At 37.2% G+C, this 26,107-nt stretch carries 26 protein-coding genes; 21 read left to right on the plus strand and 5 right to left on the minus strand.

The window, feature by feature from the left end; all coding sequences use genetic code 11:
• Positions 1-181 precede the first annotated feature (181 nt).
• The 4 genes from QM406_RS01500 to QM406_RS01515 all read left to right on the plus strand — a co-directional run bounded on the left by QM406_RS01500 (position 182) and on the right by QM406_RS01515 (position 4,155).
• Positions 182-1,381 (plus strand): MFS transporter, encoded by a 1,200-nt coding sequence (locus QM406_RS01500; RefSeq protein ID WP_414273211.1) that lies wholly within the window; start codon positions 182-184, stop codon positions 1,379-1,381.
• A gap of 67 nt (positions 1,382-1,448) precedes the next feature.
• Positions 1,449-2,216: an epoxyqueuosine reductase QueH gene (locus tag QM406_RS01505; protein WP_006150335.1), complete on the plus strand. Its 768-nt coding sequence runs from the start codon at positions 1,449-1,451 to the stop codon at positions 2,214-2,216.
• Between the two features lie 295 nt (positions 2,217-2,511).
• On the plus strand, positions 2,512-3,285 hold the full coding sequence (locus QM406_RS01510; protein WP_315639480.1) for a class I SAM-dependent methyltransferase: 774 nt from the start codon (positions 2,512-2,514) through the stop codon (positions 3,283-3,285).
• Between the two features lie 12 nt (positions 3,286-3,297).
• Positions 3,298-4,155: an Rgg/GadR/MutR family transcriptional regulator gene (locus tag QM406_RS01515; RefSeq protein ID WP_315639479.1), complete on the plus strand. Its 858-nt coding sequence runs from the start codon at positions 3,298-3,300 to the stop codon at positions 4,153-4,155.
• A 322-nt stretch (positions 4,156-4,477) separates the two neighbouring features.
• Here the strand turns inward: QM406_RS01515 and QM406_RS01520 are convergent, their stop codons facing one another.
• From QM406_RS01520 to QM406_RS01530, 3 genes are all read right to left on the minus strand, one after another.
• The gene (locus tag QM406_RS01520) at positions 4,478-5,011 is read right to left on the minus strand and encodes a DUF402 domain-containing protein (protein ID WP_000775325.1); all 534 of its coding nucleotides are present in this window, start codon (positions 5,009-5,011) and stop codon (positions 4,478-4,480) included.
• An 88-nt stretch (positions 5,012-5,099) separates the two neighbouring features.
• A complete protein-coding gene (gene recX / locus QM406_RS01525) occupies positions 5,100-5,876 on the minus strand; it encodes a recombination regulator RecX (protein ID WP_320692891.1) in 777 nt (258 codons plus the stop codon).
• A gap of 10 nt (positions 5,877-5,886) precedes the next feature.
• A complete protein-coding gene (locus tag QM406_RS01530) occupies positions 5,887-6,660 on the minus strand; it encodes an aminoglycoside 3'-phosphotransferase (RefSeq protein ID WP_414273212.1) in 774 nt (257 codons plus the stop codon).
• A 55-nt stretch (positions 6,661-6,715) separates the two neighbouring features.
• Between QM406_RS01530 and rlmD the strand changes: the two genes are divergently transcribed.
• From rlmD to whiA, 12 genes are all read left to right on the plus strand, one after another.
• Positions 6,716-8,083 (plus strand): 23S rRNA (uracil(1939)-C(5))-methyltransferase RlmD, encoded by a 1,368-nt coding sequence (rlmD, locus tag QM406_RS01535; RefSeq protein ID WP_414273213.1) that lies wholly within the window; start codon positions 6,716-6,718, stop codon positions 8,081-8,083.
• A gap of 117 nt (positions 8,084-8,200) precedes the next feature.
• Complete coding sequence (gene tpiA / locus QM406_RS01540) at positions 8,201-8,959, plus strand: triose-phosphate isomerase (RefSeq protein WP_414273214.1); 759 nt, start codon at positions 8,201-8,203, stop codon at positions 8,957-8,959.
• A 124-nt stretch (positions 8,960-9,083) separates the two neighbouring features.
• On the plus strand, positions 9,084-10,820 hold the full coding sequence (locus QM406_RS01545) for an ABC transporter ATP-binding protein (protein WP_036757118.1): 1,737 nt from the start codon (positions 9,084-9,086) through the stop codon (positions 10,818-10,820).
• A gap of 10 nt (positions 10,821-10,830) precedes the next feature.
• Positions 10,831-12,612, plus strand: a complete 1,782-nt coding sequence (locus QM406_RS01550) for an ABC transporter ATP-binding protein (RefSeq protein WP_414273215.1) — start codon at positions 10,831-10,833, stop codon at positions 12,610-12,612.
• A 149-nt stretch (positions 12,613-12,761) separates the two neighbouring features.
• Positions 12,762-13,280: a Dps family protein gene (locus QM406_RS01555; protein WP_000229851.1), complete on the plus strand. Its 519-nt coding sequence runs from the start codon at positions 12,762-12,764 to the stop codon at positions 13,278-13,280.
• Between the two features lie 127 nt (positions 13,281-13,407).
• Positions 13,408-13,914 carry a dihydrofolate reductase gene (locus tag QM406_RS01560; RefSeq protein ID WP_049548564.1) on the plus strand — a complete coding sequence of 169 codons (507 nt, stop codon included), beginning with the start codon at positions 13,408-13,410 and terminating at the stop codon, positions 13,912-13,914.
• Between the two features lie 201 nt (positions 13,915-14,115).
• The gene (gene clpX / locus QM406_RS01565) at positions 14,116-15,348 is read left to right on the plus strand and encodes an ATP-dependent Clp protease ATP-binding subunit ClpX (RefSeq protein ID WP_371559818.1); all 1,233 of its coding nucleotides are present in this window, start codon (positions 14,116-14,118) and stop codon (positions 15,346-15,348) included.
• Positions 15,349-15,356: 8 nt separating this feature from the next.
• On the plus strand, positions 15,357-15,944 hold the full coding sequence (gene yihA, locus QM406_RS01570; protein ID WP_049548566.1) for a ribosome biogenesis GTP-binding protein YihA/YsxC: 588 nt from the start codon (positions 15,357-15,359) through the stop codon (positions 15,942-15,944).
• A gap of 9 nt (positions 15,945-15,953) precedes the next feature.
• Positions 15,954-16,334 carry a RidA family protein gene (locus QM406_RS01575; RefSeq protein ID WP_001140420.1) on the plus strand — a complete coding sequence of 127 codons (381 nt, stop codon included), beginning with the start codon at positions 15,954-15,956 and terminating at the stop codon, positions 16,332-16,334.
• Positions 16,335-16,385: 51 nt separating this feature from the next.
• Entirely contained in the window at positions 16,386-17,276 is an 891-nt protein-coding gene (gene rapZ, locus QM406_RS01580; RefSeq protein WP_414273216.1) for an RNase adapter RapZ, read from the plus strand.
• The gene (locus QM406_RS01585; RefSeq protein ID WP_414273217.1) at positions 17,273-18,250 is read left to right on the plus strand and encodes a YvcK family protein; all 978 of its coding nucleotides are present in this window, start codon (positions 17,273-17,275) and stop codon (positions 18,248-18,250) included. The genes rapZ and QM406_RS01585 overlap by 4 nt, the downstream gene beginning before the upstream one ends.
• Entirely contained in the window at positions 18,247-19,158 is a 912-nt protein-coding gene (gene whiA, locus QM406_RS01590) for a DNA-binding protein WhiA (RefSeq protein ID WP_414273218.1), read from the plus strand. Before QM406_RS01585 ends, whiA begins: the two co-directional genes overlap by 4 nt.
• A 212-nt stretch (positions 19,159-19,370) precedes the next feature.
• Here the strand turns inward: whiA and tnpA are convergent, their stop codons facing one another.
• On the minus strand, positions 19,371-19,835 hold the full coding sequence (tnpA, locus tag QM406_RS01595) for an IS200/IS605 family transposase (RefSeq protein ID WP_414273219.1): 465 nt from the start codon (positions 19,833-19,835) through the stop codon (positions 19,371-19,373).
• 383 nt (positions 19,836-20,218) lie between these two features.
• Here tnpA and QM406_RS01600 point away from each other — a divergent pair, with 383 nt between their 5' ends.
• From QM406_RS01600 to QM406_RS01620, 5 genes are read left to right on the plus strand one after another with little or no spacing between them, the layout of a single operon-like run.
• Positions 20,219-20,914, plus strand: a complete 696-nt coding sequence (locus tag QM406_RS01600; protein WP_371620441.1) for a lantibiotic protection ABC transporter ATP-binding protein — start codon at positions 20,219-20,221, stop codon at positions 20,912-20,914.
• Between the two features lie 2 nt (positions 20,915-20,916).
• Entirely contained in the window at positions 20,917-21,654 is a 738-nt protein-coding gene (locus tag QM406_RS01605) for a lantibiotic immunity ABC transporter MutE/EpiE family permease subunit (RefSeq protein WP_375555737.1), read from the plus strand.
• Positions 21,654-22,391 carry a lantibiotic immunity ABC transporter MutG family permease subunit gene (locus tag QM406_RS01610; protein WP_414273220.1) on the plus strand — a complete coding sequence of 246 codons (738 nt, stop codon included), beginning with the start codon at positions 21,654-21,656 and terminating at the stop codon, positions 22,389-22,391. The genes QM406_RS01605 and QM406_RS01610 overlap by 1 nt, the downstream gene beginning before the upstream one ends.
• A gap of 19 nt (positions 22,392-22,410) precedes the next feature.
• Positions 22,411-23,070, plus strand: coding sequence for a response regulator transcription factor (locus QM406_RS01615; RefSeq protein ID WP_414273221.1), 660 nt, complete (start codon positions 22,411-22,413; stop codon positions 23,068-23,070).
• Positions 23,061-24,440 carry a sensor histidine kinase gene (locus tag QM406_RS01620; RefSeq protein ID WP_414273222.1) on the plus strand — a complete coding sequence of 460 codons (1,380 nt, stop codon included), beginning with the start codon at positions 23,061-23,063 and terminating at the stop codon, positions 24,438-24,440. Before QM406_RS01615 ends, QM406_RS01620 begins: the two co-directional genes overlap by 10 nt.
• Before the next feature lie 381 nt (positions 24,441-24,821).
• Here the strand turns inward: QM406_RS01620 and QM406_RS01625 are convergent, their stop codons facing one another.
• The gene (locus QM406_RS01625) at positions 24,822-25,790 is read right to left on the minus strand and encodes an NAD(P)/FAD-dependent oxidoreductase (RefSeq protein WP_045763532.1); all 969 of its coding nucleotides are present in this window, start codon (positions 25,788-25,790) and stop codon (positions 24,822-24,824) included.
• Positions 25,791-26,107: the final 317 nt, after the last annotated feature.

Below are 26,107 nucleotides of genomic sequence, written 5' to 3' on the forward strand. Positions count from 1 at the left end.
GACTTCGTCAGTTCTATCCACAACCTCAAAACTGTGTTTTGAGCAACCTGCGGCTAGCTTCCTAGTTTGCTCTTTGATTTTCATTGAGTATTACTTTAAATGAAAGAGGTGGAGAAAATGTAGGCAAATCTAAGTAAGTCTTTTAGAAACAATCATATTACATATTGAAAGAGAGAAAACAATGTTTAAAAGAACTTACAAACGCAACATTCCACTCCTAGCAGGTCTGGAATTCACTTCTTATTTTGGGATTACCAGTTTTTGGATTTTATTTTTCATTCAAAATGGTCTATCCTTGCTTCAAATCGGCCTATTAGAGAGTATCTTTCATGGGACAAGTCTCTTGTGTGAAATCCCCTCTGGTATGTTGGCCGATCGATTTAGTTACAAGACCAATCTCTATTTGGCTCGCTTGGCCAGTATTGTGTCCTCTATCTTGATTTTGTTTGGTCAGGGGAATTTTTGGATTTATGCGATTGCCATGATGGTTAATGCTTGGTCCTACAATTTTGACTCGGGGACCAGTACCGCTTTCTTATATGATTCGGCAGTTGAAGCGGGTCAAAAGGACCGATATCTTCAGATTTCTAGCTTTTTATCTGGTGTGGCAGAAGTCACCCGAACCCTAGGTACAGTTATGGCAGGCTTCTTTATTCATGGAGAATTGGCTTGGACCTATCTGATTGCTATAGGATTTTCATTTCTTTCTATCATTTTGATTTATTTTATGAAAGAACCAATGGCCAAGAGAGAGAAAAATGAATCCTTGACCTTTAAAACAATTGTTCTGCAAGTCCGAAAAGAATGGCAGGAAAAACCAGTACTTTTTTACTGGATGCTGACTTACCAGCTAGTCGGGACACTCATGTGTATGTTTTACTTTTATTATCAGCAGAAAATAAGTGACTTAGCAGGATGGCAGGTTTCACTGGTTATGCTGATTGGTAGTGGGTTAAATCTTATAGCGGTTTATGTAGCTAGTCAAATCGGTAAAAAATGGAATAGTAATCGAGTTTTTCCGACTCTTGTTGCACTAACGGGCTTGGCCTTGTTGTTGGTGTTTTCAGGAACCCCCTTTGCTTTTCTTCTTGTATATCTTTTAACTGATACACTTTATGCAGTTTATCAGCCGATCTATTTCAATGACTTACAAGGTTATTTACCTTCCAGTGTAAGAGCAACTATGCTTAGTATCAATTCCATGCTCTTTAGTCTTTCCATGATTGTCATATTTCCACTGACAGGTTGGTTAATCGATCGTTGGGGTATTGTAGCTGTCTTTTTAGTTCTAGGTCTTATCTTGCTTTTCATTTATCCTATATTAATAATCAGTCTGACAAGGATGGGCAAGCTATTAGATAAGGACTTAAAAACTGAGTAAAGCACGAAAACCTAATTGCCCAAAGGATCATCCTGTGGTACAATAGCAAGAGGAAAAGGAGAAGAGTATGATCGATGTAGAAGAAATTCTAAGTAAGATGAATCCCAATCAAAAGATCAACTATGACCGTGTCATGCAAAAGATGGTTCAAGTTTGGGAAAAAAATGAAGAAAGACCAACCATTCTCATGCACGTCTGTTGTGCTCCTTGTAGCACCTATACTTTAGAGTATTTGACCAAATATGCAGATGTAACTATTTATTTTGCTAATTCAAATATCCATCCTAAAGCTGAGTATCACAAGCGTGCCTATGTGACAAAAAAGTTTGTCAGTGATTTCAATGAACGAACTGGCAATAACGTCCAATATCTAGAAGCACCTTATGAACCCAATGAATACCGTAAACTGGTTCGAGGTTTGGAAGAAGAACCTGAAGGTGGCGATCGCTGCAAGGTTTGTTTTGACTATCGTTTGGATAAGACAGCGCAGGTAGCTATGGACTTGGGATTTGACTACTTTGGTTCGGCCCTGACTATCAGTCCTCATAAAAATTCGCAAACCATCAATAGTATCGGGATTGATGTGCAGAAAATTTACACCACTCACTATCTTCCGAGTGACTTTAAGAAAAATCAAGGCTACAAACGTTCTGTAGAAATGTGTGAAGAGTATGACATTTATCGCCAATGCTACTGTGGCTGTGTCTATGCCGCTCAAGCACAGAATATTGACTTGGTACAGGTCAAGAAGGATGCAACAGCCTTTATGGTAGATAAGGATATCGAGAAAGATTATTCGCATATCAAGTTCACTGTTACGAAGTTAGATATTTAGATGAAAACCTGCCCAATGTGGCAGGTTTTTTGCTAAAATGTACTGGGATAGAAATAGATGGATCAATCTTTAAATTTTTAGTCCGTGTCTTGCGAGACTTCAATAAATCAGTTGATACTTAAGATTTGTGGATGAAAAATGAAGTTTTGCTCAAAGGAGCTTTTGGGAATTTAGAAGACCCCAAAATAGTTCAATACTGTGGTAAAATTATTCCTTTTTGCATTTATACAACTTATTTTACACTATCTTTATTCTTGTGATATAATGTCAAATTATAGAGTGGAGGTCATTTTTAATGATTGATAAGGTAATTGAACAATATAAAAATCATGATAATCTTGATATTCGAGTAGAATTGCATAAGAAGTATTCAAAAAATAAATTGGGATTTAACAATTGGATATTTTCTAACTACGAAATCACTGATGAAGTAAAGGTTCTAGAATTGGGATGTGGTACAGGAGAACTGTGGAAAAGTAATCTTGATTCTATAGACAAGATGAAGCAGTTGGTTGTTACAGATTTTTCTCAAGATATGGTAAAAACAACGAAGTCAGTGATTGGAAATAGAGACAATGTCAACTATGAAATAATGGATATTCAAAAGATTTCTTTTGAGAATGAAACATTTGATATTGTTATTGCTAATATGCTTCTACATCATGTGAATGATATTCCTAAAGTTCTCTCTGAGGTGAATAGGGTTCTAAAAACAGGGGGCATTTTTTACTGTGCTACATTTGGTGAAAATGGAGTTGTAGATTTTTTGGCCAGTTTATTGAAAGATGAGGTTAATCAAGATTTAGAAAATAAAACGTTTACTTTACAAAATGGTAAAAGGTACCTGAGTAGGTATTTTAACTCTGTCGATACATTACTCTATGATGATGAGTTACAGGTAACTAGAATAGATGACCTAGTTAAATACATCCAATCGTTTAAAGGAATTTCAGAAATAGGTTCACTAGAAGAGGAAATAATACGTAAAAGATTGGAAAGTGAGTTTAATAATGGTACGTTGATCATTCCTAAAGAATATGGTATGTTTATCGCTCGAAAAGAAAGTTAAGGGAACGAAAGTATGAAAAATTACGGAGAAGCTTTTCGATATTTTAGAAAATTAAACGGATATTCTTTAGAGTATGCTGCAGCTGATTCTATATCAAAATCTCAACTCTCTAGATTTGAAAGGGGAGAAAATGAAATTTCTCTTTCAACGTTCTTTAAATTATTATCAAATATCAATGTTTCGATAGAGAATTTTTGTAACTACCTAGAACATTATAAAAGATCTGAGCTTGATGATTTTTTGGTTAATTTATCTCCAAATTTTTATAGTTTGAATACTAAAGGGTTGGAGGAAATAAAAAATGAGCAACAAAAACTTTTTGAGAAGAGTGGGGAAAAAACTCATAAAATAAATACAATTATGGTTCAAGGATTATTAAATCAAATAGATTGTAATCATGTAGTTAGTAGAGATGATCTAAATTTAGTATATGACTATTTATTCCAGAAGGAACGATGGGAGTCCTATGAGATAACGCTGATTGGTAATTTATATCATCTTTTTGAAATAGATTATATTTACAGGGTCGGAAAAGAAATACTAGAGCGTACACATTATTACGAAAAAATCGGCAAGAATAGGAATTTAGTTGTGTCAGCTTGTTTAAATTTTTGGTTTTGTTGCCTTGAAAATTCACATCTAATATATGCAGACTACTTTGAAATGAAATTAAAAAAATTATTAAAAGATGACACAAAAGTTTTTGAAAAATCTACATTCAAATTTGTAGAAGGATATAAAATATACCTGACAGAATCTAAAGAATCTGGAATTAAACAAATGAACAATGTCATTAAATATTTTGAGTTTATTGAGTCTAAAAATATTGCTTTATATTTTCAAAAACGATTAAATCAGTTAGTAGATTAAATAACATTTTCTTTGTTAAGTCATTTTTTCCAAGGATTGTACTAAAGGATTGGTGCTATGTAGAAAGACAAAACTAACTATTTTGATACGAAGGTGATTTGTATTTTTTATACCGATTATCTTCGTATTTTTTGTATTAAACGATAGAAGATTGTTCTTAACTTACAAGAACAAAGAAATTAAAAAAGTATTAGTATATCTATTTATTTTGTATATCTTGCGAATTCTATCATAACGGCTTTATTCCTTTTTGTGTTTACACAACTTATTTTACACAACCAAAAAAACAAGGTCAGGATTTTGTTCCTGACCTCTGACAACTTTACCGATTCTTTAGTTCTACGTAGCGTTTGTACCAAATGTTGACATAGGCTTCTGAGAAAGGACCTCGCTCATTGTTAATCCAATCAACAAGAATCTTAACATGCTCTTTCAGAATATAGTCTAGATCAGAAGAATACTTCATTTTTCGCTTGTGTCGTTCATACTCCTCAACGTCCAAGAGGCGTTTCTCACCATCTGTAAAAACTTTAACATCCAAATCATAGTCAATGTATTTTAAAGCTTCTTCATCCAGATAGTAAGGACTAGCCATATTGCAGTAGTAGGAGATACCATTTTCACGAATCATAGCGATAATATTAAACCAATATTTCTTGTGAAAGTAAACAATAGCCGGTTCTCGAGTTACCCAACGACGACCGTCACTTTCGGTAACAAGTGTGTGGTCGTTGACGCCGATAATAGCGTTCTCTGTTGTTTTTAGTACCATGGTGTCCCGCCAAGTACGGTGGAGACTTCCATCATGCTTATAACTTTGAATTGTAATAAAGTCGCCTTCTTTTGGAAGTTTCATAACTAACCAACTTTCTACAATTTATAAGTTTATCGTTTACTATTGTATCACATTTTTGTTTAAAGTTCTTAGTTTTTTTATGAAAAAATTAAAGATATTCTCGGAGAGCGCTGGCTATATCCGAAAAATCATAACCTTTTCTAGCTAAAACTTGGGTCAAACGTTGTTTCAGTTCGTATCCTTCATACTTTCGTGAGTATTTTGGGTATTGCTTATCCAATTCTTTAAAAATTAGCTCCTGAACAGTTTCTTCATCGACCTGGTTATCTAGTTGATCAAAGGCAGCCTTGGCTTCTGAGTAGGAAAACCCTTTGTTGGTCAGATTTTGGATAATCTTGTCCTGTAAGGCGCGGGCAGGTAATTTCCCTTGGTATTTTTTCAGTAGTTTTTCAGCTGTACGCTCTGCGACTTCCGCCATATCAAATTCTTGTAAGACTTCTTGGATGATAGACTTAGCAACCCCTTTTTGAGAAATCTTCTGCATCAGCATATAGCTTCCCTTATCTCCTGAAAGCTGATTGGAATTGATGATAGCTTGTGCATATTGGCGGTCATTGATCCAGTTGTCATTCTTTAGAGACTGAATGACTTTGGGAATGATTTTCTCATCAATTTCATGTTTGGCAAGATAATCTCTAACTTCTTTTTCAGTACGGGCCTTGAAGGATAAGTGGTAGAGAGCTAGATTTTTACTGTAGGAAAATTGCGCAAAGGATTTAATCTCAGTTAGTTCCTCAGCTGAGATTTCTTTCCCTTTTGTTAACATAAAGCGAACAATGGTATCCTCGGTAATGTAGCAGGTTTGGTCGCTATCAAGTTCGAGCAGATAGAGTCTTTTTTTCTTTTCAAGTTTTGTGATTTTCATGGTTTTCCTTTTATCCAAACGCTTCAAAGGCAGCAACGAGTCGAAGTTTATTCACATCGACCTGTTCTCTCCCATAATAGTCAAGAAATAGTTCAGCGTATTTAGGGTCATGTAGGTTATAGTTGAGGGACCAAATTGCCCAAAAGAGATCGATATGTCGATCACTAAAATCAGCCAAACCAAGATCAATAAAACAAGAGAAGTGGTCAGCATCTTTTAGAATAAAGTTTGGTAGACAGGCATCACCGTGAATAAAGGCATCTGTTTCTAAAAGGTGCCCTTGTTCTTGGATGAGTTGGAAGGCCTCTTCGCGACTGCTAATCTGGAATTGGGCTAGGAGCGCCTTGGCATAGAACTCCCCTTTTTCATAGTTTTTAAAGGCTCTGTCTTTATAGGTCTGTAAATGATTTTCTGATGGAAAATTTTTCGGATTTAAACTGTGAAGCTTTTTTAGAGCCTCTGCCATTGTTCGGCAGATTTTTTCTGGCTGATCTAAAAAAGCGAGAGCATCACGGCCAATGGCTTCTTTTGTCAGAAGATAGTCTTTATCCGTAGATACATAGTCGATAACAGGAGTTCCTATTCCCTCTTGTTCAAACCACCTTGCAATGCTAGCTTCTCGCTCTAATCTTCCCTTTTGATCAATTTTTAAATAGTAACCTGAGTCAAGATAAAGGACCCTTGCGCCTGAATGAGAAGAGCTGTCAGAAAGGCTTGTCCCCTCTATATAAGTTCGTAATTGCTCAGGAAAATCCAATGAGGAAAAAGATATCTTTGTATTCATGTTTTTATTGTAACATATTCTTAACCATTGAGAAACTACGTGGTATAATAGACTTATGAATCTAAAAGTCAAACAAAAAATTCCATTAAAAATCAAGCGCATGGGGATTAACGGGGAAGGAATCGGTTTTTTCCAGAAAACCCTCGTTTTTGTTCCAGGTGCCCTCAAGGGAGAAGATATCTATTGTCAGGTGACTTCGGTTAAGCGTAACTATGTTGAGGCTAAACTGCTTGAGGTCAATAAAAAATCTAAGTTTCGAGTAGTACCAGACTGTACCATTTATAATGAGTGTGGAGGCTGTCAAATCATGCACCTGCACTATGACAAGCAGCTGGAGTTCAAGACAGATCTCCTTCATCAAGCTCTGAAGAAGTTTGCCCCTGCTGGCTATGAAAACTATGAAATTAGACCAACCATTGGCATGCAGGAGCCTAAGTATTATCGGGCTAAACTACAATTCCAAACTCGAAAATTTAAGGGGCAAGTTAAGGCAGGTTTGTATGCTCAGAATTCTCACTACTTGGTTGAGCTAAAAGACTGTCTGGTTCAAGACAAGGAGACGCAGATTATTGCCAATCGCATTGCTGAACTCTTGACCTATCATCAAATTCCGATTACAGATGAACGGAAAATCCTTGGGGTTCGGACCATCATGGTTCGTCGAGCACGGAAAACTGGGCAGGTTCAAATCATTATCGTCACTAATCGCCAATTGAATCTGACTCTCTTAGTTCAAGACCTAGTCAAGGATTTTCCAGAAGTGGTGACAGTTGCAGTCAATACCAATACTGCCAAAACCAGTGAGATTTATGGAGACAAGACCGAGATTATTTGGGGGCAGGATAGTATACGCGAGGGTGTTCTTGATTATGAATTTTCTCTTTCACCTCGAGCTTTTTACCAGCTCAATCCTGAACAGACTGAAGTCCTCTATAGTGAAGCCGTTAAGGCCTTGGACGTAAATGAGAATGACCATCTGATTGATGCCTATTGTGGTGTTGGAACCATTGGTTTTGCCTTTGCTAAAAAAGTTAAAAGTCTGAGGGGGATGGATATTATTCCAGAAGCTATTGAGGATGCCAAAGAAAATGCCCAGCGCATGGGTTATACCAATACTCACTATGAGGCTGGAACTGCAGAAGAAATCATCCCTCGTTGGTACAAGGAAGGCTATCGTGCCGATGCCTTGATTGTAGACCCGCCTCGTACCGGTTTAGATGACAAACTCTTGGATACCATCGTTAAATACGCTCCTGAAAAGATGGTCTACATTTCCTGCAATGTATCTACCTTGGCGCGCGATTTAGTCCGTTTGGTAAAGGTCTATGATCTACACTATATCCAGTCTGTTGATATGTTTCCACACACGGCTAGGACAGAAGCAGTGGTCAAATTGACTAGGAGAAAGCCAGCTTCTAAATAAAAACGGCAACTGGAAAGTTTTTGAAAAGAAGACTTCTAGTTACAGAGTAAGATTTGCAAGCTATCTTTAAATATGATAAAATAAGTAGAAAATAAAATGAAAAAAGAGGTATGTGAAATGTCACGTAAACCATTTATCGCTGGTAACTGGAAAATGAACAAAAACCCAGAAGAAGCAAAAGCATTCGTTGAAGCTGTAGCATCAAAACTTCCTTCATCTGATCTTGTTGAAGCTGGTATTGCAGTTCCTGCACTTGACTTGACAACTGTTCTTGCTGCTGCTAAAGGTTCAAACCTTAAAGTTGCTGCTCAAAACTGCTACTTTGAAAATGCTGGTGCTTTCACTGGTGAAACTAGCCCACAAGTTTTGAAAGAAATCGGCACTGACTATGTTGTGATCGGTCACTCAGAACGTCGTGACTACTTCCACGAAACAGACGAAGACATCAACAAAAAAGCAAAAGCAATCTTTGCTAATGGTATGCTTCCAATTATCTGTTGTGGTGAAAGCCTTGAAACTTACGAAGCAGGAAAAGCAGCAGAATTCGTAGGTGCTCAAGTTTCTGCTGCTCTTGCTGGATTGACTGCAGAACAAGTAGCTTCAACAGTTATCGCATATGAGCCAATCTGGGCTATCGGTACTGGTAAATCAGCTTCACAAGACGATGCACAAAAAATGTGTAAAGTTGTTCGTGACGTTGTAGCAGCTGACTTTGGTCAAGAAGTAGCTGATAAAGTACGTGTTCAATACGGTGGTTCAGTTAAACCTGAAAACGTTGCTGAATACATGGCTTGTCCAGACGTTGACGGAGCTCTTGTTGGTGGTGCATCACTTGACCCAGAAAGCTTCTTGGCATTGCTTGACTTTGTAAAATAAGCCTTAAATATCTGAGACAGACAGTTCCCCCTCTCGAGGTTTTGGCTGCCTGTCTTCTTTTTAGTAAAATGGCGTGCGAAAGCACGCTCTTTTCTGCATTTAAGAAGAAAAAGAAAGGAGAATTATGCTTTATATTTGGTCTTATCTCAAACGTTATCCCAAGTGGTTAGTGTTAGACTTCTTCGGAGCTATTTTCTTTGTTATTGTCAATCTTGGGCTACCGACTGTTCTTGCTCGTATGATTGACCAGGGGATTAATCAAGGTAATGAAGAAAAGCTCTATTTTTGGGCTATCGTAATGTTGGTTATTATCGTCTTGGGGACATTTGGGCGGGTTGTTCTATCCTATGCTGCTAGTAAATTGACCACCAATATGGTTAAGGACATGCGAAATGATGTTTATGCTAAATTACAAGAGTATTCTCATCACGAATATGAACAAATTGGTGTTTCTTCATTGGTGACTCGTATTACCAGTGATGCCTTTGTCCTTATGCAGTTTGCAGAGCAGACGCTTAAGTTGGGTGTTATCACTCCCATGATGATGCTGTCGAGTATTCTTATGATTTTCTTGACCAGCCCTTCACTAGCTTGGATTGTCGCTTTTTCTGTCCCTTTTCTAGCTGTAGTAGTCCTTTATGTGGCAGTGAAAACGCGCCCCTTATCTGAAAAACAACAGAAAACACTGGATAAGATAAACCAATATGTCCGTGAAAATTTGATGGGCTTGCGAGTGATTCGTGCCTTTGCTCGTGAAGACTTCCAAGAAAACCGTTTCGAAGAGAAAAATGCGATCTATGCGGATAATTCAAATCGTTTGTTCAAATTGACTGGTTTGACAGAGCCACTTTTTGTGCAAATCATTATCGCTATGATTGTAGCTATCGTTTGGTTTGCTTTGGATCCTCTCAAACAGGGAAGTTTGCAGATTGGGGATTTGGTAGCCTTCATCGAGTATAGTTTCCATGCCCTCTTGTCCTTCCTTTTCTTGTCAAACCTCTTTACCATGTACCCTAGAACGGCTGTGTCTAGTGAGCGTTTGAAGGAAATCATGGATATGCCGATTTCCATTGATCCAAATGAGGACGGAATTCAAGAAACAGAAACCCATGGTTATCTAGAATTTGATAATGTAACCTTTGCCTATCCTGGGGAAACAGAAAGCCCTGTTTTGCATAATATTTCCTTTACTGCTAAACCGGGAGAAACCATTGCTTTTATCGGCTCAACTGGTTCAGGTAAGTCTACTCTAGTTCAATTGATTCCTCGTTTCTACGATGTTACACTAGGGAAAATTAAGGTCGATGGTGTTGATGTCCGAGATTACCGCCTCAAATCACTCCGCCAGAAGATTGGGTTTATTCCCCAAAAGGCCTTGCTCTTTACTGGGACTATCGCAGACAATCTCCGCTATGGGAAAGAAGATGCCAGTCATGAGGACTTGCACCAAGCAGCTGATGTAGCCCAAGCCAAAGACTTTATCGAAAGTCGAGAAGAAGGTTTTGCAACTCATCTGGCTGAAGGGGGAAGCAACCTATCTGGTGGTCAGAAACAACGCTTGTCGATTGCCCGAGCAGTCATCAAGGGTCCAGATATCTACATTTTTGATGATTCTTTCTCAGCCTTGGACTACCGTACAGATGCTATCTTGCGCCGTCGTCTCAAGGAAGTGACGCAAGATGCTACAGTATTGATTGTTGCGCAACGTGTTGGAACTATCATGGATGCTGACCAGATTATCGTCCTTGATAAGGGTGAAATTGTTGGTCGTGGCCGTCATGAAGAATTGATGGAAACAAATGACATCTATCGAGAAATTGCTGAGTCGCAGTTGAAAAATGCGTCTCTGACAGAAGAATAGGAGGTAAAGGATGAAACAACAATCTAGTCTAGCTCGTCTATGGAGCTATTTAAAAGCCTACCGTTTTTCTGTTTTCTTTGCAGTCTTCTTGAAAATAGTCAGCGTCATTATGAGTGTTATCGAGCCTTTTGTATTAGGGCTTGCTATCACAGAATTAACCAGCAATCTTCTTGCTATGGCAAATGGTGTTGCAGGAGCAGGGATTAATACCAGCTATATCGCAGTGATTCTGGTAATCTATCTCTTGCGTGGCCTTTTTTATGAGTTGGGGTCTTATTACTCAAACTACTTCATGACCAATGCGGTGCAGTCCATGATACAGGATTTGCGAAATGAAATGAGCGAAAAAATCAACCGCATCCCTGTGTCTTACTTTGACAAGCACCAATTTGGGGATTTGCTGGGACGTTTTACTAGCGATGTAGAGACCGTATCTAATGCACTTCAACAATCCTTCTTGCAGATTGTCAACGCAGTCTTTACCATTCTTTTTGTTATGGGAATGGTCCTCTATCTAAATCTTCAGCTGGCTATCATTGTTATCTTGTCGATTCCGATTACTTATTTTGGTGCTAAAACGATTCTGAATCGTTCGCAGCCGTACTTTAAACAGCAGGCAGCTATATTGGGACGAATGAATGGATTTGTACAGGAAAACTTAACAGGTTTCAATGTTTTAAAACTTTTCGGGCGCGAAGAAAATTCTCAAGAAAGATTTGAAAAGATTACGGATGAATTGCAACAAGTCGGATTCAAGGCGAGTTTTATTTCAGGATTGATGATGCCTGCCCTTCACATCGTGTCTGATTTAACTTACCTAATAGTTGCTGTCTTAGGTGGTTTGCAGGTTATTGCAGGGCGCTTGACGATCGGTAATATGCAAGCTTTCGTTCAGTATGTGTGGCAGGTCAGTCAACCGATACAAAACATTACTCAATTAGCAGGGCAAATACAAAGTGCTAAGTCTTCGCTTGACCGTGTCTTTGAAGTTCTAGATGAACAGGAAGAAGTCCAAACTGCTGAAGCGAAAGAACTAGCACCATTGACAGGTCAAGTTAGTTTCAAAAATGTCGATTTCCAATATGTAAAAAATAAACCATTGATTCGCAATTTTAATTTAGATGTTGAACCTGGAGAGATGGTAGCTATCGTTGGACCTACTGGAGCAGGGAAAACAACCTTGATTAACCTTCTCATGCGTTTTTACGATGTGACAGCTGGTGCCATTTTAGTGGATGGACAAGATATTCGAGACTTGTCTCGTCAGGACTATCGTCGCCAGTTTGGGATGGTCTTACAGGATGCTTGGCTTTATGAAGGCAGTATCAAGGAAAATCTTCGCTTTGGAAATCTTGAGGCAACTGACGAGGAAATCGTTGAAGCTGCTAAGGCTGCAAATGTGGATCACTTTATCCGCACCCTTCCTGGTGGCTATAACATGGAGATGAACCAAGAGTCAAGTAATATTTCTCTTGGACAAAAACAGTTGTTAACCATCGCGCGTGCACTCTTGGCGGATCCTAAAATCTTAATTTTGGACGAAGCAACTTCTTCAGTTGACACTCGTCTAGAACTTTTGATTCAAAAGGCTATGAAACGTTTGATGAAGGGGAGAACAAGCTTTGTCATTGCTCACCGTCTTTCGACAATTCAGGAAGCTGATAAGATTTTGGTACTTAAAGATGGACAGATAATCGAACAGGGAAATCATGAAAGTCTTTTAGCTGCAAAAGGTTTCTATTATGATCTTTATCAAAGTCAATTTTCTAGTAAAAACAGTGAAAATAGCTAGGATAAATAGCCACTCATTTTCTTAAATTATCAGTCAATTAGAACTTTTTTAATATGGGTTAATTTTCTTGCTTTTGTCTACTAGGTGTAGTATACTGAGATAGTAATCAATAAATATGGTTGCAAAAATAATATTATGAGGTGAGAAAAATGGTAGAATTGAAAAAAGATGCATTAAAAGACGTAACAACATTATCTAAATCAGCGCCTGAAGCGCTAGCAAAAACAAAGGAAGTGCTTAACCAAGCAGTAGCAGACTTGTATGTGGCTCACATTGCCCTTCACCAAGTACACTGGTACATGCGTGGTCGTGGTTTCCAAGTATGGCATCCTAAGATGGATGAATACATGGATAGCCTTGATGGTTACCTTGATGAAATCAGCGAACGCTTGATTACACTTGGTGGCAAACCATACTCTACATTGACAGAATTTCTTCAACACAGTGAAATCGAAGAAGAAGTTGGAGAATTCCGTAATGTAGAAGAAAGTTTGGAACGTGTTCTTGAAATTTATCGTTACCTCATCACTCTTTTCCAAAAAGCTTTGGATGTAACAGATGAAGAAGGTGATGATGTAACCAATGATATCTTCGTTGGTGCTAAGGCAGACCTTGAAAAAACAGTCTGGATGCTTGCAGCAGAATTAGGACAAGCACCTGGTTTGTAAGATACTCTATTTTGTCAAAAATCCGTAGAAGTTTTCTACGGATTTTTTCTATTCAGGAGGGCATTCCAAAACAGTCTTTTTTGAAGATTTTTGATAAAATAGAACTATCAATGAAAAGGATGAAAGCATGACAAAGAAAATCGTAGCCATTTGGGCTCAAGATGAAAAGGGTGTGATCGGAAAAGAGGATCGCTTGCCATGGCATTTGCCAGCAGAGTTAAAACATTTTAAAGAAACAACCTTGAATCATGCCATTTTAATGGGTCGTGTAACCTTTGATGGGATGGGACGACGATTGCTTCCAGGACGTGAGACTCTGATTTTGACGCGCAATCCTGAAGAGTCAATTGAGGGGACTCTGGTTTTCCAAAATGTTGAGGATGTTTTAGACTGGTACCATCATCAGGCTAAGAATCTCTATATCATTGGTGGCAAGCAGATTTTTCAGCTTTTTGAACCTTATCTCGATGAGATTATTGTGACACAAATTCATGCTCAAGTTGAAGGGGATACCTATTTCCCAGAAGATTTTGACTTGACTGCTTTTGAGACTGTTTCAAGCAAATCTTATTCCAAAGATGAGAAAAATGTCTATGATTTTACCATTGAATACAGAAAGAGAAAGGAAGTCTAATGGAGCGTAGTATTTTTGGTTTTTTCACAGCTCTTTTGTGTGCTGTCTGTCTTGTGGCTGGATCACACGCTTTTCGTAAAAAGCGCTACGGACTTGCTACTCTACTTTGGCTTAATGCTTTTACAAACTTGGTGAATAGCATTCATGCTTTTTATATGACCTTATTTTAGATAGAAAAATCATTTAGAACGGAAGGGAATCATGCCTACAAATAGGAAAAATGATATGATGGTTTATTGCTCATTTTGTGGCAAAAGCCAAGAAGAAGTTAAAAAAATAATCGCTGGGAACAACGCCTTTATCTGTAATGAATGTGTGGAGTTGGCCCAGGAAATTATTCGTGAGGAGTTGGCTGAGGAAGTCTTGGCAGACTTGTCTGAAGTACCAAAACCAATCGAACTCTTAAACATCTTGAACCACTATGTGATTGGTCAAGATCGTGCCAAACGTGCTTTGGCAGTTGCTGTATATAACCACTACAAACGCATCAATTTCCATGACACTCGTGAAGAATCAGAAGATGTGGATTTGCAAAAGTCAAACATTTTGATGATTGGTCCAACTGGTTCAGGGAAGACTTTCCTTGCTCAAACTCTTGCTCGAAGTTTGAATGTACCATTTGCTATTGCTGATGCAACAGCCCTTACTGAGGCTGGTTATGTAGGTGAGGACGTGGAAAATATCCTCCTCAAACTCTTGCAGGCAGCTGATTTTAACATCGAACGTGCAGAACGTGGAATTATCTACGTAGACGAAATCGACAAGATTGCTAAGAAGAGCGAGAACGTTTCTATCACACGTGATGTTTCTGGTGAAGGTGTGCAACAAGCCCTCCTCAAGATTATCGAGGGAACTGTAGCTAGCGTGCCACCTCAAGGCGGACGCAAACATCCACAACAAGAAATGATTCAAGTGGACACTAAGAATATCCTCTTTATCGTGGGTGGTGCCTTCGATGGCATCGAAGAGATTGTCAAACAGCGTCTTGGTGAAAAAGTTATCGGCTTTGGACAAAACAACAAGGCTATTGACGAAAACAGCTCTTATATGCAAGAAATCATCGCAGAAGATATTCAAAAGTTCGGAATTATTCCTGAGTTAATTGGACGCTTGCCTGTCTTTGCAGCCTTGGAGCAGTTGACCGTAGATGATTTGGTTCGCATCTTGAAGGAACCAAGAAATGCCTTGGTCAAACAATACCAGACCTTGCTTTCTTATGATGATGTTGAGTTAGAATTTGACGACGAAGCCCTCCAGGAAATTGCTAACAAAGCCATCGAACGCAAAACTGGTGCGCGTGGTCTTCGCTCAATCATCGAAGAAACCATGCTAGACGTTATGTTTGAAGTTCCAAGTCAAGAAAATGTGAAAACTGTTCGTATCACAAAAGAAGCAGTCAATGGAACGGCTAAGCCAATCCTAGAGACAGCCTAGAGGTGACTATGGAAATCAATACACACAATGCTGAGATTTTGCTGAGTGCAGCTAACAAGTCCCACTATCCGCAAGATGAACTTCCTGAGATTGCTCTTGCAGGTCGCTCAAATGTTGGTAAATCAAGCTTTATCAATACCATGCTTAATCGTAAGAATCTAGCTCGTACTTCTGGGAAACCAGGAAAAACACAACTACTCAATTTCTTTAATATTGATGATAAGATGCGTTTTGTGGATGTGCCTGGTTATGGTTATGCCCGTGTTTCCAAAAAGGAACGTGAAAAATGGGGTCGTATGATTGAGGAATATTTAACTACTCGAGAAAATCTACGAGCGGTTGTTAGTCTCGTTGACCTTCGCCATGATCCATCGGCAGATGATGTACAGATGTACGAATTTCTTAAATATTATGAGATTCCTGTCATCATTGTGGCGACCAAGGCAGACAAGATTCCGCGTGGGAAATGGAACAAGCACGAATCAGCAATTAAAAAGAAATTAAACTTTGATCCAAGTGATGATTTTATCCTCTTTTCATCCGTAACAAAAGCAGGAATGGACCAGGCTTGGGATGCTATTTTAGAGAAAATTTGAGGAAATTGAATGGCTAAAACAATCCATACAGACAAGGCTCCAAAGGCTATCGGACCTTATGTTCAAGGAAAAATTGTTGGCAATCTTTTGTTTGCTAGCGGTCAAGTACCTCTATCTCCTGAAACTGGAGAAATCGTAGGAGAAACGATCCAAGAACAGACAGAGCAAGTTTTGAAAAACATTGGAGCTATTTTAGCAGAAGCAGGGACAGATTTTGACCATGTGGTCAAAACAACCTGTTTCTTAAGCGATATGAACGATTTTGTACCCTTCAATGAGGTTTACCAAACAGCCTTTAAAGAGGAATTTCCAGCTCGTTCAGCTGTAGAAGTAGCTCGTCTTCCTCGCGATGTAAAAGTCGAAATTGAAGTCATCGCAGAGATTGGATAAGCGAGTTGAAGTTTGGTTCTTCCAAACTTCTTTTGATATAAGGAGACAATGATGACAAAGAAACAACTTCACCTGGTGATTGTGACAGGGATGAGTGGTGCAGGAAAAACCGTAGCCATTCAATCCTTTGAAGATTTAGGATATTTTACCATTGATAATATGCCACCTGCCCTCTTACCAAAATTTTTACAGTTGGTTGAGACCAAGGATGATGACCACAAGTTGGCCCTAGTGGTGGATATGCGTAGTCGTTCTTTCTTCTCAGAGATTCAGGCTGTCTTGGATGAATTGGAAAATCAAGATGATTTGGACTTTAAAATCCTCTTTTTGGATGCAGCAGATAAGGAATTGGTGGCACGTTATAAGGAAACTAGAAGAAGTCACCCTCTGGCAGCAGATGGTCGTATTTTGGACGGAATTAAGCTGGAACGTGAACTCTTGGCACCCTTGAAAAATATGAGTCAAAACGTGGTTGACACAACAGAGTTAACTCCTCGTGAACTCCGTAAGACCATTGCAGAGCAGTTTTCAGACCAAGAACAGGCTCAGTCCTTCCGTATTGAGGTTATGTCTTTCGGGTTTAAATATGGCATTCCTATTGATGCTGACTTGGTATTTGATGTCCGTTTCCTCCCAAATCCCTACTATCTACCAGAACTTCGCAATCAGACAGGTGAAGACCAGGACGTTTATGACTATGTTATGAATCATGAGGAATCTGAGGATTTCTACCGCCATTTGTTGGCCTTGATTGAACCAATCCTACCTGGCTATAAGAAAGAAGGAAAATCTGTTTTAACCATTGCAGTAGGTTGTACAGGAGGACAACACCGGAGTGTTGCCTTTGCCAAACGATTAGCCAATGATTTGTCTAAGAATTGGCCTGTAAATGAAAGCCATCGTGATAAAGACCGAAGAAAGGAAACGGTAAACCGTTCATGAGAAAACCAAAAATTACGGTGATTGGTGGAGGAACCGGAATCCCTGTTATTTTAAATAGTTTAAGGGAAAAGGATGTGGAAATTGCAGCCATTGTAACCGTTGCGGATGATGGCGGTTCTTCAGGCGAATTGCGTAAAAATATTCAACAGTTGACACCTCCAGGGGATTTACGTAATGTTCTTGTGGCCATGTCAGATATGCCAAAATTCTATGAAAAGGTCTTTCAATACCGTTTTTCTGAGGATGCAGGTGCTTTTGCTGGTCATCCATTAGGAAACATTATCATAGCTGGCTTATCTGAAATGCAGGGTTCAACCTATAATGCTATGCAATTACTGAGTAAATTTTTCCATACGACAGGAAAGATTTATCCATCTAGTGACCATCCCTTGACACTCCATGCCGTCTTTAAAGATGGAACAGAAGTAGCTGGAGAAAGTCACATTGCAGACCATCCAGGCATGATTGACCATGTTTATGTCACCAACACTCTAGACGATGAGAAACCGCAGGCTAGCCGCCGAGTTGTGAATACCATTCTTGAGAGTGATATGATTGTCTTGGGTCCAGGCTCCCTCTTTACCTCCATTTTGCCGAATATTGTCATTGAAGAGATTGGACAAGCCCTTCTTGAAACAAAGGCTGAAATTGCCTATGTCTGCAACATCATGACCCAGCGTGGAGAAACAGAGCATTTCTCAGATAGTGATCACGTAGAAGTCTTGCATCGTCATTTGGGTAGACCATTTATTGATACAGTACTTGTTAATATCGAGAAGGTACCTAGAGATTATATGGATACCAATCGTTTTGATGAGTATTTAGTACAGGTTGAGCATGATTTTGACGGTTTGCATCAACAAGTTCCCCGTGTCATTTCATCCAACTTCCTACGTTTGGAAAATGGTGGTGCCTTCCATGATGGGGATTTAATCGTGGATGAATTAATGCGCATCATACAGGTGAGAAAATGAGTTTCACAGTAGCAGTAAAAGAAGAAATCCTAGGTCAACACCACCTGAGTCGCTATGAGTTATCAGCTATTATCAAGATGTCTGGAAGCATAGGTTTGTCTAGTTCTGGCTTGACCTTGTCCGTTGTTACAGAGAGTGCCAAGCTTGCCCGCCATCTCTATGAATCGTTTTTACACTTTTATGGTATCAAGTCGGAGATTCGTCATCATCAGAGAAGTAATCTTCGTAAAAATCGGGTCTATACTGTGTTTACAGATGAGCAAGTCCAAGAACTTTTAGCGGATTTGCGTTTGGCTGATTCTTTCTTTGGTTTGGAGACGGGAATTGATCCGGATATTTTAGGAGATGAAGAAGCAGGTCGTGCCTATCTCTGTGGTGCTTTTTTAGCAAACGGGAGCATTCGAGATCCCGAGTCAGGCAAGTATCAGCTGGAAATTAGTTCAGTTTATCTAGATCATGCCCAAGGGATTGCTTCGCTCTTGCAGCAGTTCTTGTTAGATGCCAAGGTGATTGAACGAAAAAAAGGTGCAGTGACCTATCTCCAACGAGCTGAAGATATTATGGATTTCCTGATTTTAGTAGGAGCTATGGAGGCACGTGATACTTTTGAAGGTGTCAAGATTCTCCGAGAAACTCGAAATGACCTCAATCGTGCCAATAATGCAGAGACGGCAAATATTGCACGTACGGTTTCAGCGAGTATGAAAACCATTAATAATATCAGTAAAATCAAAGATAGAATTGGCTTGGATAATCTGCCAGCAGACTTGCAGGAAGTTGCCCGTCTGCGTATTCAGCATCCAGACTATTCTATTCAAAAGTTGGCAGATAGTCTGACAAATCCCTTAACCAAAAGTGGTGTCAATCATCGCCTGAGAAAGATCAACAAAATTGCAGAGGAACTGTAAAATATAATATATTGATGTTCAAAAAAGATATATCGAGATTGATGTTTAAAAATTTTTAAAATAACCTCAAATCATAACCACCCGTCAAACGGGTGGTTTGTACCATGGCTATAAGCCCAGATAACTAGCCAGCGCCTAAAGACGCTGGCTTTCACTTTGTTCAAGCCTTATTGCATTTGACTCGTCACAAGCCTCTTAAAGAGGCATATGTACTACTTGCCACTATCCCTAAAGGGATCTTCATATTCTTTTACACTCAACTTATCTAAAGCAATATCTTTTCGCTCTTGTTCCTGAATGTATTTCTTTATTGTGGCTTCATTGAGTCCCACCGTACTTACATAATAACCTTCCGCCCAGAAATGCCGATTCCCAAACTTGTACTTTAGATTGGCGTGTTTGTCAAACATCATGAGTGCACTTTTTCCTTTTAAATAACCCATGATACTCGAAACACTTATCCTTGGTGGAATACTTACTAACATATGTACATGGTCTGGCATTAAGTAACCCAAGATAATTTCAACTCCTTTATAACTACAAAAGTGATGAAATATTTCGCCTAAACTACTTCGATATTGATTATAGATAACTTTTCGTCTATACTTAGGGGTGAACACAATGTGATACTTACAATGCCACTTTGTGTGCGATAAACTATGAGCCTTTTGTGCCATATTTTTCTCCTTTCGTTTTACAATTGGCTTGAACACCTTAATTGTATCGCGTTTGGAGTTTTTTGGTATAACCTTCGATGCGCACCCGCATAGCGGGTGGTTTATTTGTCTCGCACCTCACGGAGCGAGACGGACTAATAGTCACATAAATTTAAAAAATTCTACTGAAGTTTCATTCAGTAGAATTTTCATTTTCAGAGGATTCGTTGTTTTAAGAGATTAAGGTTCTAGATAGAATACTAAAAATTTCAAATTTTTTTTTAATCTTCATTAAATTGCGTAGTTATAGTTTTCTTAAAAATTAATAGATAATTATGTATTTTCTTTATAAAATCTTTAAATTTATATTTTATTATTGAAGTGTAAATTTAAGGAGGATCAAAATGGAAAAAAATATTTTAGAGACAAGGAATTTGTCAAAGAAATTTGGGAATCAACTTGTAGTGAATAATATTTCATTACAAGTGAAAGAGAATTGTATCTACGGATTACTTGGTCCAAATGGTGCTGGGAAATCAACAACACTAAAGATGATAACAGGAATGCTCCATAAATCGTCCGGAGATATTATATTTAATGATCATACATGGAGTAGAAAGGATCTTGAACAAATTGGTGCCTTGATAGAGCTACCTCCGTTATATGAGAACTTAAGTGCAAGAGAAAATTTAAAAGTAAGAACAATGTTACTTGGATTACCCGAATCAAGAATTGATGAAGTTCTAAAAATCGTTGGTCTATCAAATACAGGTAAAAAAAGAAGTGGAAAATTTTCTTTGGGAATGAAACAACGATTAGGAATTGCAATAGCACTGTTAAATAATCCTAAATTATTAATTTTAGATGAGCCAACCAACGGCTTAGATCCATTGGGAATTCAAGAATTAAGGGAGATGATTCTTGGCTTTCCAAAACAAGGCATTACAGTAATTCTATCCAGCCATAACATTTCCGAAGTTGAGCAAGTTGCAGATTATATCGGAATAATATGTGAAGGTGAATTAAAATACCAAGATATAAAAAACTCTCAAGAAAGTTTAGAAAATTTATTTTTGGAAGTAGTAAAGAAGGAGAATTAAAAATGATAAATTATATCCTTAGTGATTATTTAAAATATAAAAGAACTTTTTTAAAAAAAATAATCTATATAATACCTATATCTTTGATAATTCTTTCTTATATACTGGCACCACCATATTTTACAGTAGATTCATATAATTGGTGGTATACTATAATTATGCCAATTACTTATGCACTGATTCCTGCTTTAATGAATCGATACGAAGATAAAAAAATAAAATATAGGGCAGTTTATCCTCTAAGTATTGATTTAAGAAAGATTTGGATATCAAAAATTATTGTAGCAAGCTATTTGATTCTGATGACAAGTTTGGTTCATTTGATAGCAGTTTTAATTGTGCAATTTATTTTTGGAAAACAAATATTTTTAAGCTATAGCTTTAGTACTTTATTAGTTTCGAGTATAGTATTAGTGGTATCAAGTATATGGCAAATTCCATTTTGCCTACTATTAGCTAAAAAGTTTGGTTTTTCTACTAGTCTTATGATAAATGGTTTATTAGGTGTTGTACTAGGAATTATGTTTTCTGCTGGAGATTATTGGTTGTTTTCCCCATATAGTTGGAGTATAAGAACTATGGTTCCAATGCTGAAAATTATGCCAAATGGACTACCAGCAGATGCAGGAAATATGATGTTAAACACATCCATTTTGCCTCCATGTATCTTCTCAATTCTGTTATTTCTTCTATTATCTTACTTATCATCTATTTGGTTTGCAAAACAGGAGGTGGGATAGTGATAAATATTTTAAAGTCTGAACTATATAAGATAAAACATACTTGGTTACCCTGGTTATATCTGTTTCTCCCAATACTATTTGTGATTATGATATATGCTGGTTTTAAATTTACGAGCCTAAGTAGGTATTCAATAGAGGATGTCACATTAAATTATTTGATTACGTTAGGTGCATTGTTCCCGATTATTATTGGTTTTATTACTGCAAAGGTAATAGAAATGGAAGCAGAAGCAGGTTGTTTTCAGATAATGTTAACTGGTTCGCAATCAAGAACTAGTATGTATATTGGTAAGTTATTATCCTTATTGTTGTGTGCATCTCTATCACTTGTTTTACTCCAAAGTAGTTTTTTGATGTTTTTTAATTATCAAGAATTTTATGATTTGATATTGGAATCAGTCTTAATGATTATCGGAGTTGTTCCGTTATATTTAATACATCTGGTTATTAGCCTCAGATTTGGGAGTGGTGCCTCTATTGGTCTTGGTTTCTTTGAAACTTTGATAGCGCTACTTGCTGTTACAAGTATGGGGGATAATATTTGGTATTACTTACCAAGTTCATGGCCTTCAAGGCTTTGTGGTCTTTATTTTGTAGATAAAATTTCAGGTGAAAACTCATTTTATTTTGAATTTTTTAAATGGTCTTTAGTTGCAACACCAATAATAGTTGTAATGTTATTTGTAAGTTTGATTTGGTTTAATAAATGGAACGGCAGAACTAATATGGAATAGAAATGAAGGTGGTAATAAGATGGTGAAAATATTAGCTATAGATGATGAAATGGATCTTTTGGTCTTAATCAAAAATATTTTAACACAAAAATTATATCATGTAGATATTTTTCAAAATCCAACAGAAGTACCTATTTCTAAATTATCAGAGTATGATTTAATCTTGTTAGATATAATGATGCCAAAAATCGATGGTATATCTTATTGTAAATCTATTAGAGATAGAGTAGACTGTCCCATCTTATTTTTAACTGCAAAATCTTTGGAAAGTGACATTGTTTCGGGTTTATCAACAGGAGCTGATGATTACATTCTAAAACCTTTTGGAGTAAATGAATTAATTGCGAGAGTTGATGCCCATTTACGTCGAGAAAACCGAGAGAGACATTTAAGTTTAAATCTTGGAAAAATTAGATTTGATTTATCAGCGAATATGATTTATGTGAATGATAAGAAAATTCCTTTTACAAAATCTGAGTATCGAATTTGTGAACTTCTGGCACGTAGGCGCGGGCAAGTATTTTCAAGAGAACAGATTTATGAGATGATATTTGGATATGATGGAATTGGTAATTCTTCAGCTATTTCAGAACATATTAAGAATATTCGCGCAAAATTACAGAAGGAAGGTGTATCTCCAGTTGTAACTGTATGGGGAATTGGATATAAATGGGAATAAAATTAAAAGGGCAATCGCTAAGAATAATATTTTTAGAATATCTAATAAGTGTAGGAATTGTACTGTTTCTTTCAGTTGGTTTAGTAATTCTGATGTTCACCACCATGTATTCATTAGGATTTATTTTACCTGCCGATTACACAGAAAATCAAATTTATGAGAGGAAGAATGCGATAGCCAATACAGAGACTTTTGATAAAAATCTTATACCAGATAATGCTTCATATCTATTAATTTCAAAGGATGGAAATATCATTACTAGTTCAATGAGTAAAGATGAAGAAGATCGAGCAATTCGATACTATAATAATGAGAGAGTATATAATACCCCATCTTATAGCTATATAGAAATTTTACGAAATGACGGTTATTGTATTATTCAATATTCAGTAAAACCCTATTTTACAAATAAATTCATGGCAAAATATTTTCCTAATGTCAATGTAGTGTATGTCAGTATTCTTATTTTAGTTAGTTTACTAAATACATTGGTTGTTACAATAGTATGGGCTAAATATCTTGTGAAACAACTCTCACCTATATTTGCTGCTTCCGAAAAAATATCAGAACAAACTTTAGATTTTGAACTGCATTATTCAAGAGTCAAAGAATTTAATGAAGTTCTATTTAGTTTAGAGAAAATGAGAAATGCTTTGCAAGAGTCATTAATCAAAGAGTGGATACAGGAAGAAAACAAGCAAAAACAGATTTCTGCTTTGATACATGACTTGAAAACCCCAGTATCTATTGTTCAAGGAAATGCTGAGTTGCTTAAAAAGACATCTGTGACAGAGGACCAGAGTATTTATATAGATTATATACTGAGGAATAGCAATAGAATATCTGAATATATAAAAACACTTCTAATCATGAATAAGAATTCTAATGCCACTGAATACCAGCCACAATCGTTGGCAGTAAAAACTGTATCAGAACAATTGGTAACAGTTTCTAAAGAACTAATGTCAATTAATTCTAACAATCTAAAAACTAATGTAGTAGTTGAAGATGGTATAATGAGTGTAGACTTGAAACTCTTAGAGAGAGCATTGCAAAATGTCTTAGCGAATTCAATTGAAAATAATAATGGAATAGTTACATTGGAATTGAATTTAAAAACTGTAGATGAATTTTTAGAAATATCAGTATTAGATAACGGGAAAGGTTTTTCTGATATCGATTTAATTCACGCAAAAGAACAGTTCTATCGTGGAGATTATAGCAGGCATTCTGCAACCAATTATGGTATTGGATTATTTATTACTGAACAAATAATTAAATTACATGGTGGATCAGTAATCTTGAAAAATAGAGAAGCTTGTCGTGGTGCTGAAGTTAAATTTATATTACCGATACAGAATGATAAATGAGCCAGATTAACACTTAACTTATGTAATAATTAATCTAACAGCCCTAACATCAAACTTTATAACATGTTCATAACTGTATTTAACGTCAATTTGTAAATGTTAACTTCGAACTTTCACTACAAATTACACTAAGATAGAATATTATCTAGTATTACTCATACGGTGCACAGAGTTTGTTAGTCTGAATATGTCGGAATGAGGGGCAATATTAAAAAACTAATCAATAAGTATTAAACTTTCTATAAAAAGCAAATAAAGGTGGTTAGTGGAAAAGTTTTTAAAATCATAAAAACGCATAATAGCAAGTTCTTTAGATACTTGTTATTATGCGTTTTATCATGAAATTTCACTTGATTTTTTAATAAAGTTGTAATTTTGACATTATAGACTTGTAGAGTGTTTTGGTTGTACTTTTTGTTCGGGGTCGATATAGTTGATGGCATTATTAACAGCAGTTGGTGCTTCACCTAGACCTGTTGCAATCAAGTCAATCTTACCTTCGTAGTAGCAGCAGTCACCGATAGCATAAATTCCAGCTTGGCTTGACTCTTGCTTGCTATTGACGATAATCTTGTGGCGGTTCAGTTCTAATCCCCATTTTTTAAGATTACCGACAGAAGATTTAAAGCCATAGTTGACAAAGAGGTGGTCCAATTCAATGGTTTCGGTTTCATCGGATTTGACTTTTGTGATTTCAAGCTTGTCAAGAGTTTGGCCGTCACCAAGAAGTTGACTCGGCACAAATGGTGTTTTGATAGTTACAGAAGACTCTTGCAAGGCTTGTACGCTATGCTCAAGTGCACGGAAGTTATCGCGACGGTGAACAAGTGTAGTTGGAGCAATCTTTTCAAAAGCTAAAGCCCAGTCAACGGCTGAGTCACCACCACCCAGGATGGTTACCTTCTGACCAGCATATTGTTGAATATTAGAAACGTGGTAGTGGATATTGTCATAGCCTTCAACACCTTCTAATTCGAGTGGACGTGGTTTAAAAGCACCGCCCCCCATAGCAATAATAACGGTTTTAGAAGTATGATTTCCCTTATTAGTTGTAATCTTAAAAACATCATCCTCTTTTTCAATCTCAAGAACAGTTTCATTGAGGTGAACAGGTGTCTCAAACCCTTCAAGTTGTTCCAAAAGGCGGTTAGTCAATTCTTCCCCTGTGAGGTTTGGAAAACCTGGAACATCGAGAATTTGTTTTTCAGGATATAGGATGGCAGGTTGACCACCTAGTTGAGGAAGAGAATCAATGATTTGTACTTTGGCTTGACGAAGGTGAGCATAAAAGGCTGCGAAAAGACCGACAGGTCCACCTCCTACAATGGTAATATCATATAGTTCAGACATGGTTTCTCCTTAATTCATTTCTATCATTTTATTCTATCATATTTTCTAGCTAAATTCGCAAACTAAGTTCCACCGCTATTAGAAGTGGAAGTTAATCTGATAAAAATCCTAAAAACCAGTGGAAATCCGTGTCAGGGTAAGTTCCACTGGTTTTAATAATGCTTGATTTCATCGTTTTTGTAGCCGAAAAGAATCGAAAAAAAGAGCGCACAAAATCCCCACATCTGAAAGCGTTTCAGATTAAGTTCCGCTATGGTGGAAGTTAGTGTGAGACGTTTGAATGGGGTTGAAGGTTAGTTTTTAGATCTTATGTTGGA

Source organism: Streptococcus infantis (genome assembly GCF_047465035.1).
Lineage (GTDB): Bacteria > Bacillota > Bacilli > Lactobacillales > Streptococcaceae > Streptococcus > Streptococcus infantis_T.

Bases quoted from the DNA above. Each gene is read 5' to 3' on its own strand.
- QM406_RS01500 (WP_414273211.1), top strand. From the start codon at position 182: ATGTTTAAAAGAACTTACAAACGCAACATTCCACTCCTAGCAGGTCTG.
- QM406_RS01505 (WP_006150335.1), top strand. From the start codon at position 1,449: ATGATCGATGTAGAAGAAATTCTAAGTAAGATGAATCCCAATCAAAAG.
- QM406_RS01510 (WP_315639480.1), top strand. From the start codon at position 2,512: ATGATTGATAAGGTAATTGAACAATATAAAAATCATGATAATCTTGAT.
- QM406_RS01515 (WP_315639479.1), top strand. From the start codon at position 3,298: ATGAAAAATTACGGAGAAGCTTTTCGATATTTTAGAAAATTAAACGGA.
- QM406_RS01520 (WP_000775325.1), bottom strand. From the start codon at position 5,011: ATGAAACTTCCAAAAGAAGGCGACTTTATTACAATTCAAAGTTATAAG.
- recX (WP_320692891.1), bottom strand. From the start codon at position 5,876: ATGAAAATCACAAAACTTGAAAAGAAAAAAAGACTCTATCTGCTCGAA.
- QM406_RS01530 (WP_414273212.1), bottom strand. From the start codon at position 6,660: ATGAATACAAAGATATCTTTTTCCTCATTGGATTTTCCTGAGCAATTA.
- rlmD (WP_414273213.1), top strand. From the start codon at position 6,716: ATGAATCTAAAAGTCAAACAAAAAATTCCATTAAAAATCAAGCGCATG.
- tpiA (WP_414273214.1), top strand. From the start codon at position 8,201: ATGTCACGTAAACCATTTATCGCTGGTAACTGGAAAATGAACAAAAAC.
- QM406_RS01545 (WP_036757118.1), top strand. From the start codon at position 9,084: ATGCTTTATATTTGGTCTTATCTCAAACGTTATCCCAAGTGGTTAGTG.
- QM406_RS01550 (WP_414273215.1), top strand. From the start codon at position 10,831: ATGAAACAACAATCTAGTCTAGCTCGTCTATGGAGCTATTTAAAAGCC.
- QM406_RS01555 (WP_000229851.1), top strand. From the start codon at position 12,762: ATGGTAGAATTGAAAAAAGATGCATTAAAAGACGTAACAACATTATCT.
- QM406_RS01560 (WP_049548564.1), top strand. From the start codon at position 13,408: ATGACAAAGAAAATCGTAGCCATTTGGGCTCAAGATGAAAAGGGTGTG.
- clpX (WP_371559818.1), top strand. From the start codon at position 14,116: ATGCCTACAAATAGGAAAAATGATATGATGGTTTATTGCTCATTTTGT.
- yihA (WP_049548566.1), top strand. From the start codon at position 15,357: ATGGAAATCAATACACACAATGCTGAGATTTTGCTGAGTGCAGCTAAC.
- QM406_RS01575 (WP_001140420.1), top strand. From the start codon at position 15,954: ATGGCTAAAACAATCCATACAGACAAGGCTCCAAAGGCTATCGGACCT.
- rapZ (WP_414273216.1), top strand. From the start codon at position 16,386: ATGACAAAGAAACAACTTCACCTGGTGATTGTGACAGGGATGAGTGGT.
- QM406_RS01585 (WP_414273217.1), top strand. From the start codon at position 17,273: ATGAGAAAACCAAAAATTACGGTGATTGGTGGAGGAACCGGAATCCCT.
- whiA (WP_414273218.1), top strand. From the start codon at position 18,247: ATGAGTTTCACAGTAGCAGTAAAAGAAGAAATCCTAGGTCAACACCAC.
- tnpA (WP_414273219.1), bottom strand. From the start codon at position 19,835: ATGGCACAAAAGGCTCATAGTTTATCGCACACAAAGTGGCATTGTAAG.
- QM406_RS01600 (WP_371620441.1), top strand. From the start codon at position 20,219: ATGGAAAAAAATATTTTAGAGACAAGGAATTTGTCAAAGAAATTTGGG.
- QM406_RS01605 (WP_375555737.1), top strand. From the start codon at position 20,917: ATGATAAATTATATCCTTAGTGATTATTTAAAATATAAAAGAACTTTT.
- QM406_RS01615 (WP_414273221.1), top strand. From the start codon at position 22,411: ATGGTGAAAATATTAGCTATAGATGATGAAATGGATCTTTTGGTCTTA.
- QM406_RS01620 (WP_414273222.1), top strand. From the start codon at position 23,061: ATGGGAATAAAATTAAAAGGGCAATCGCTAAGAATAATATTTTTAGAA.
- QM406_RS01625 (WP_045763532.1), bottom strand. From the start codon at position 25,790: ATGTCTGAACTATATGATATTACCATTGTAGGAGGTGGACCTGTCGGT.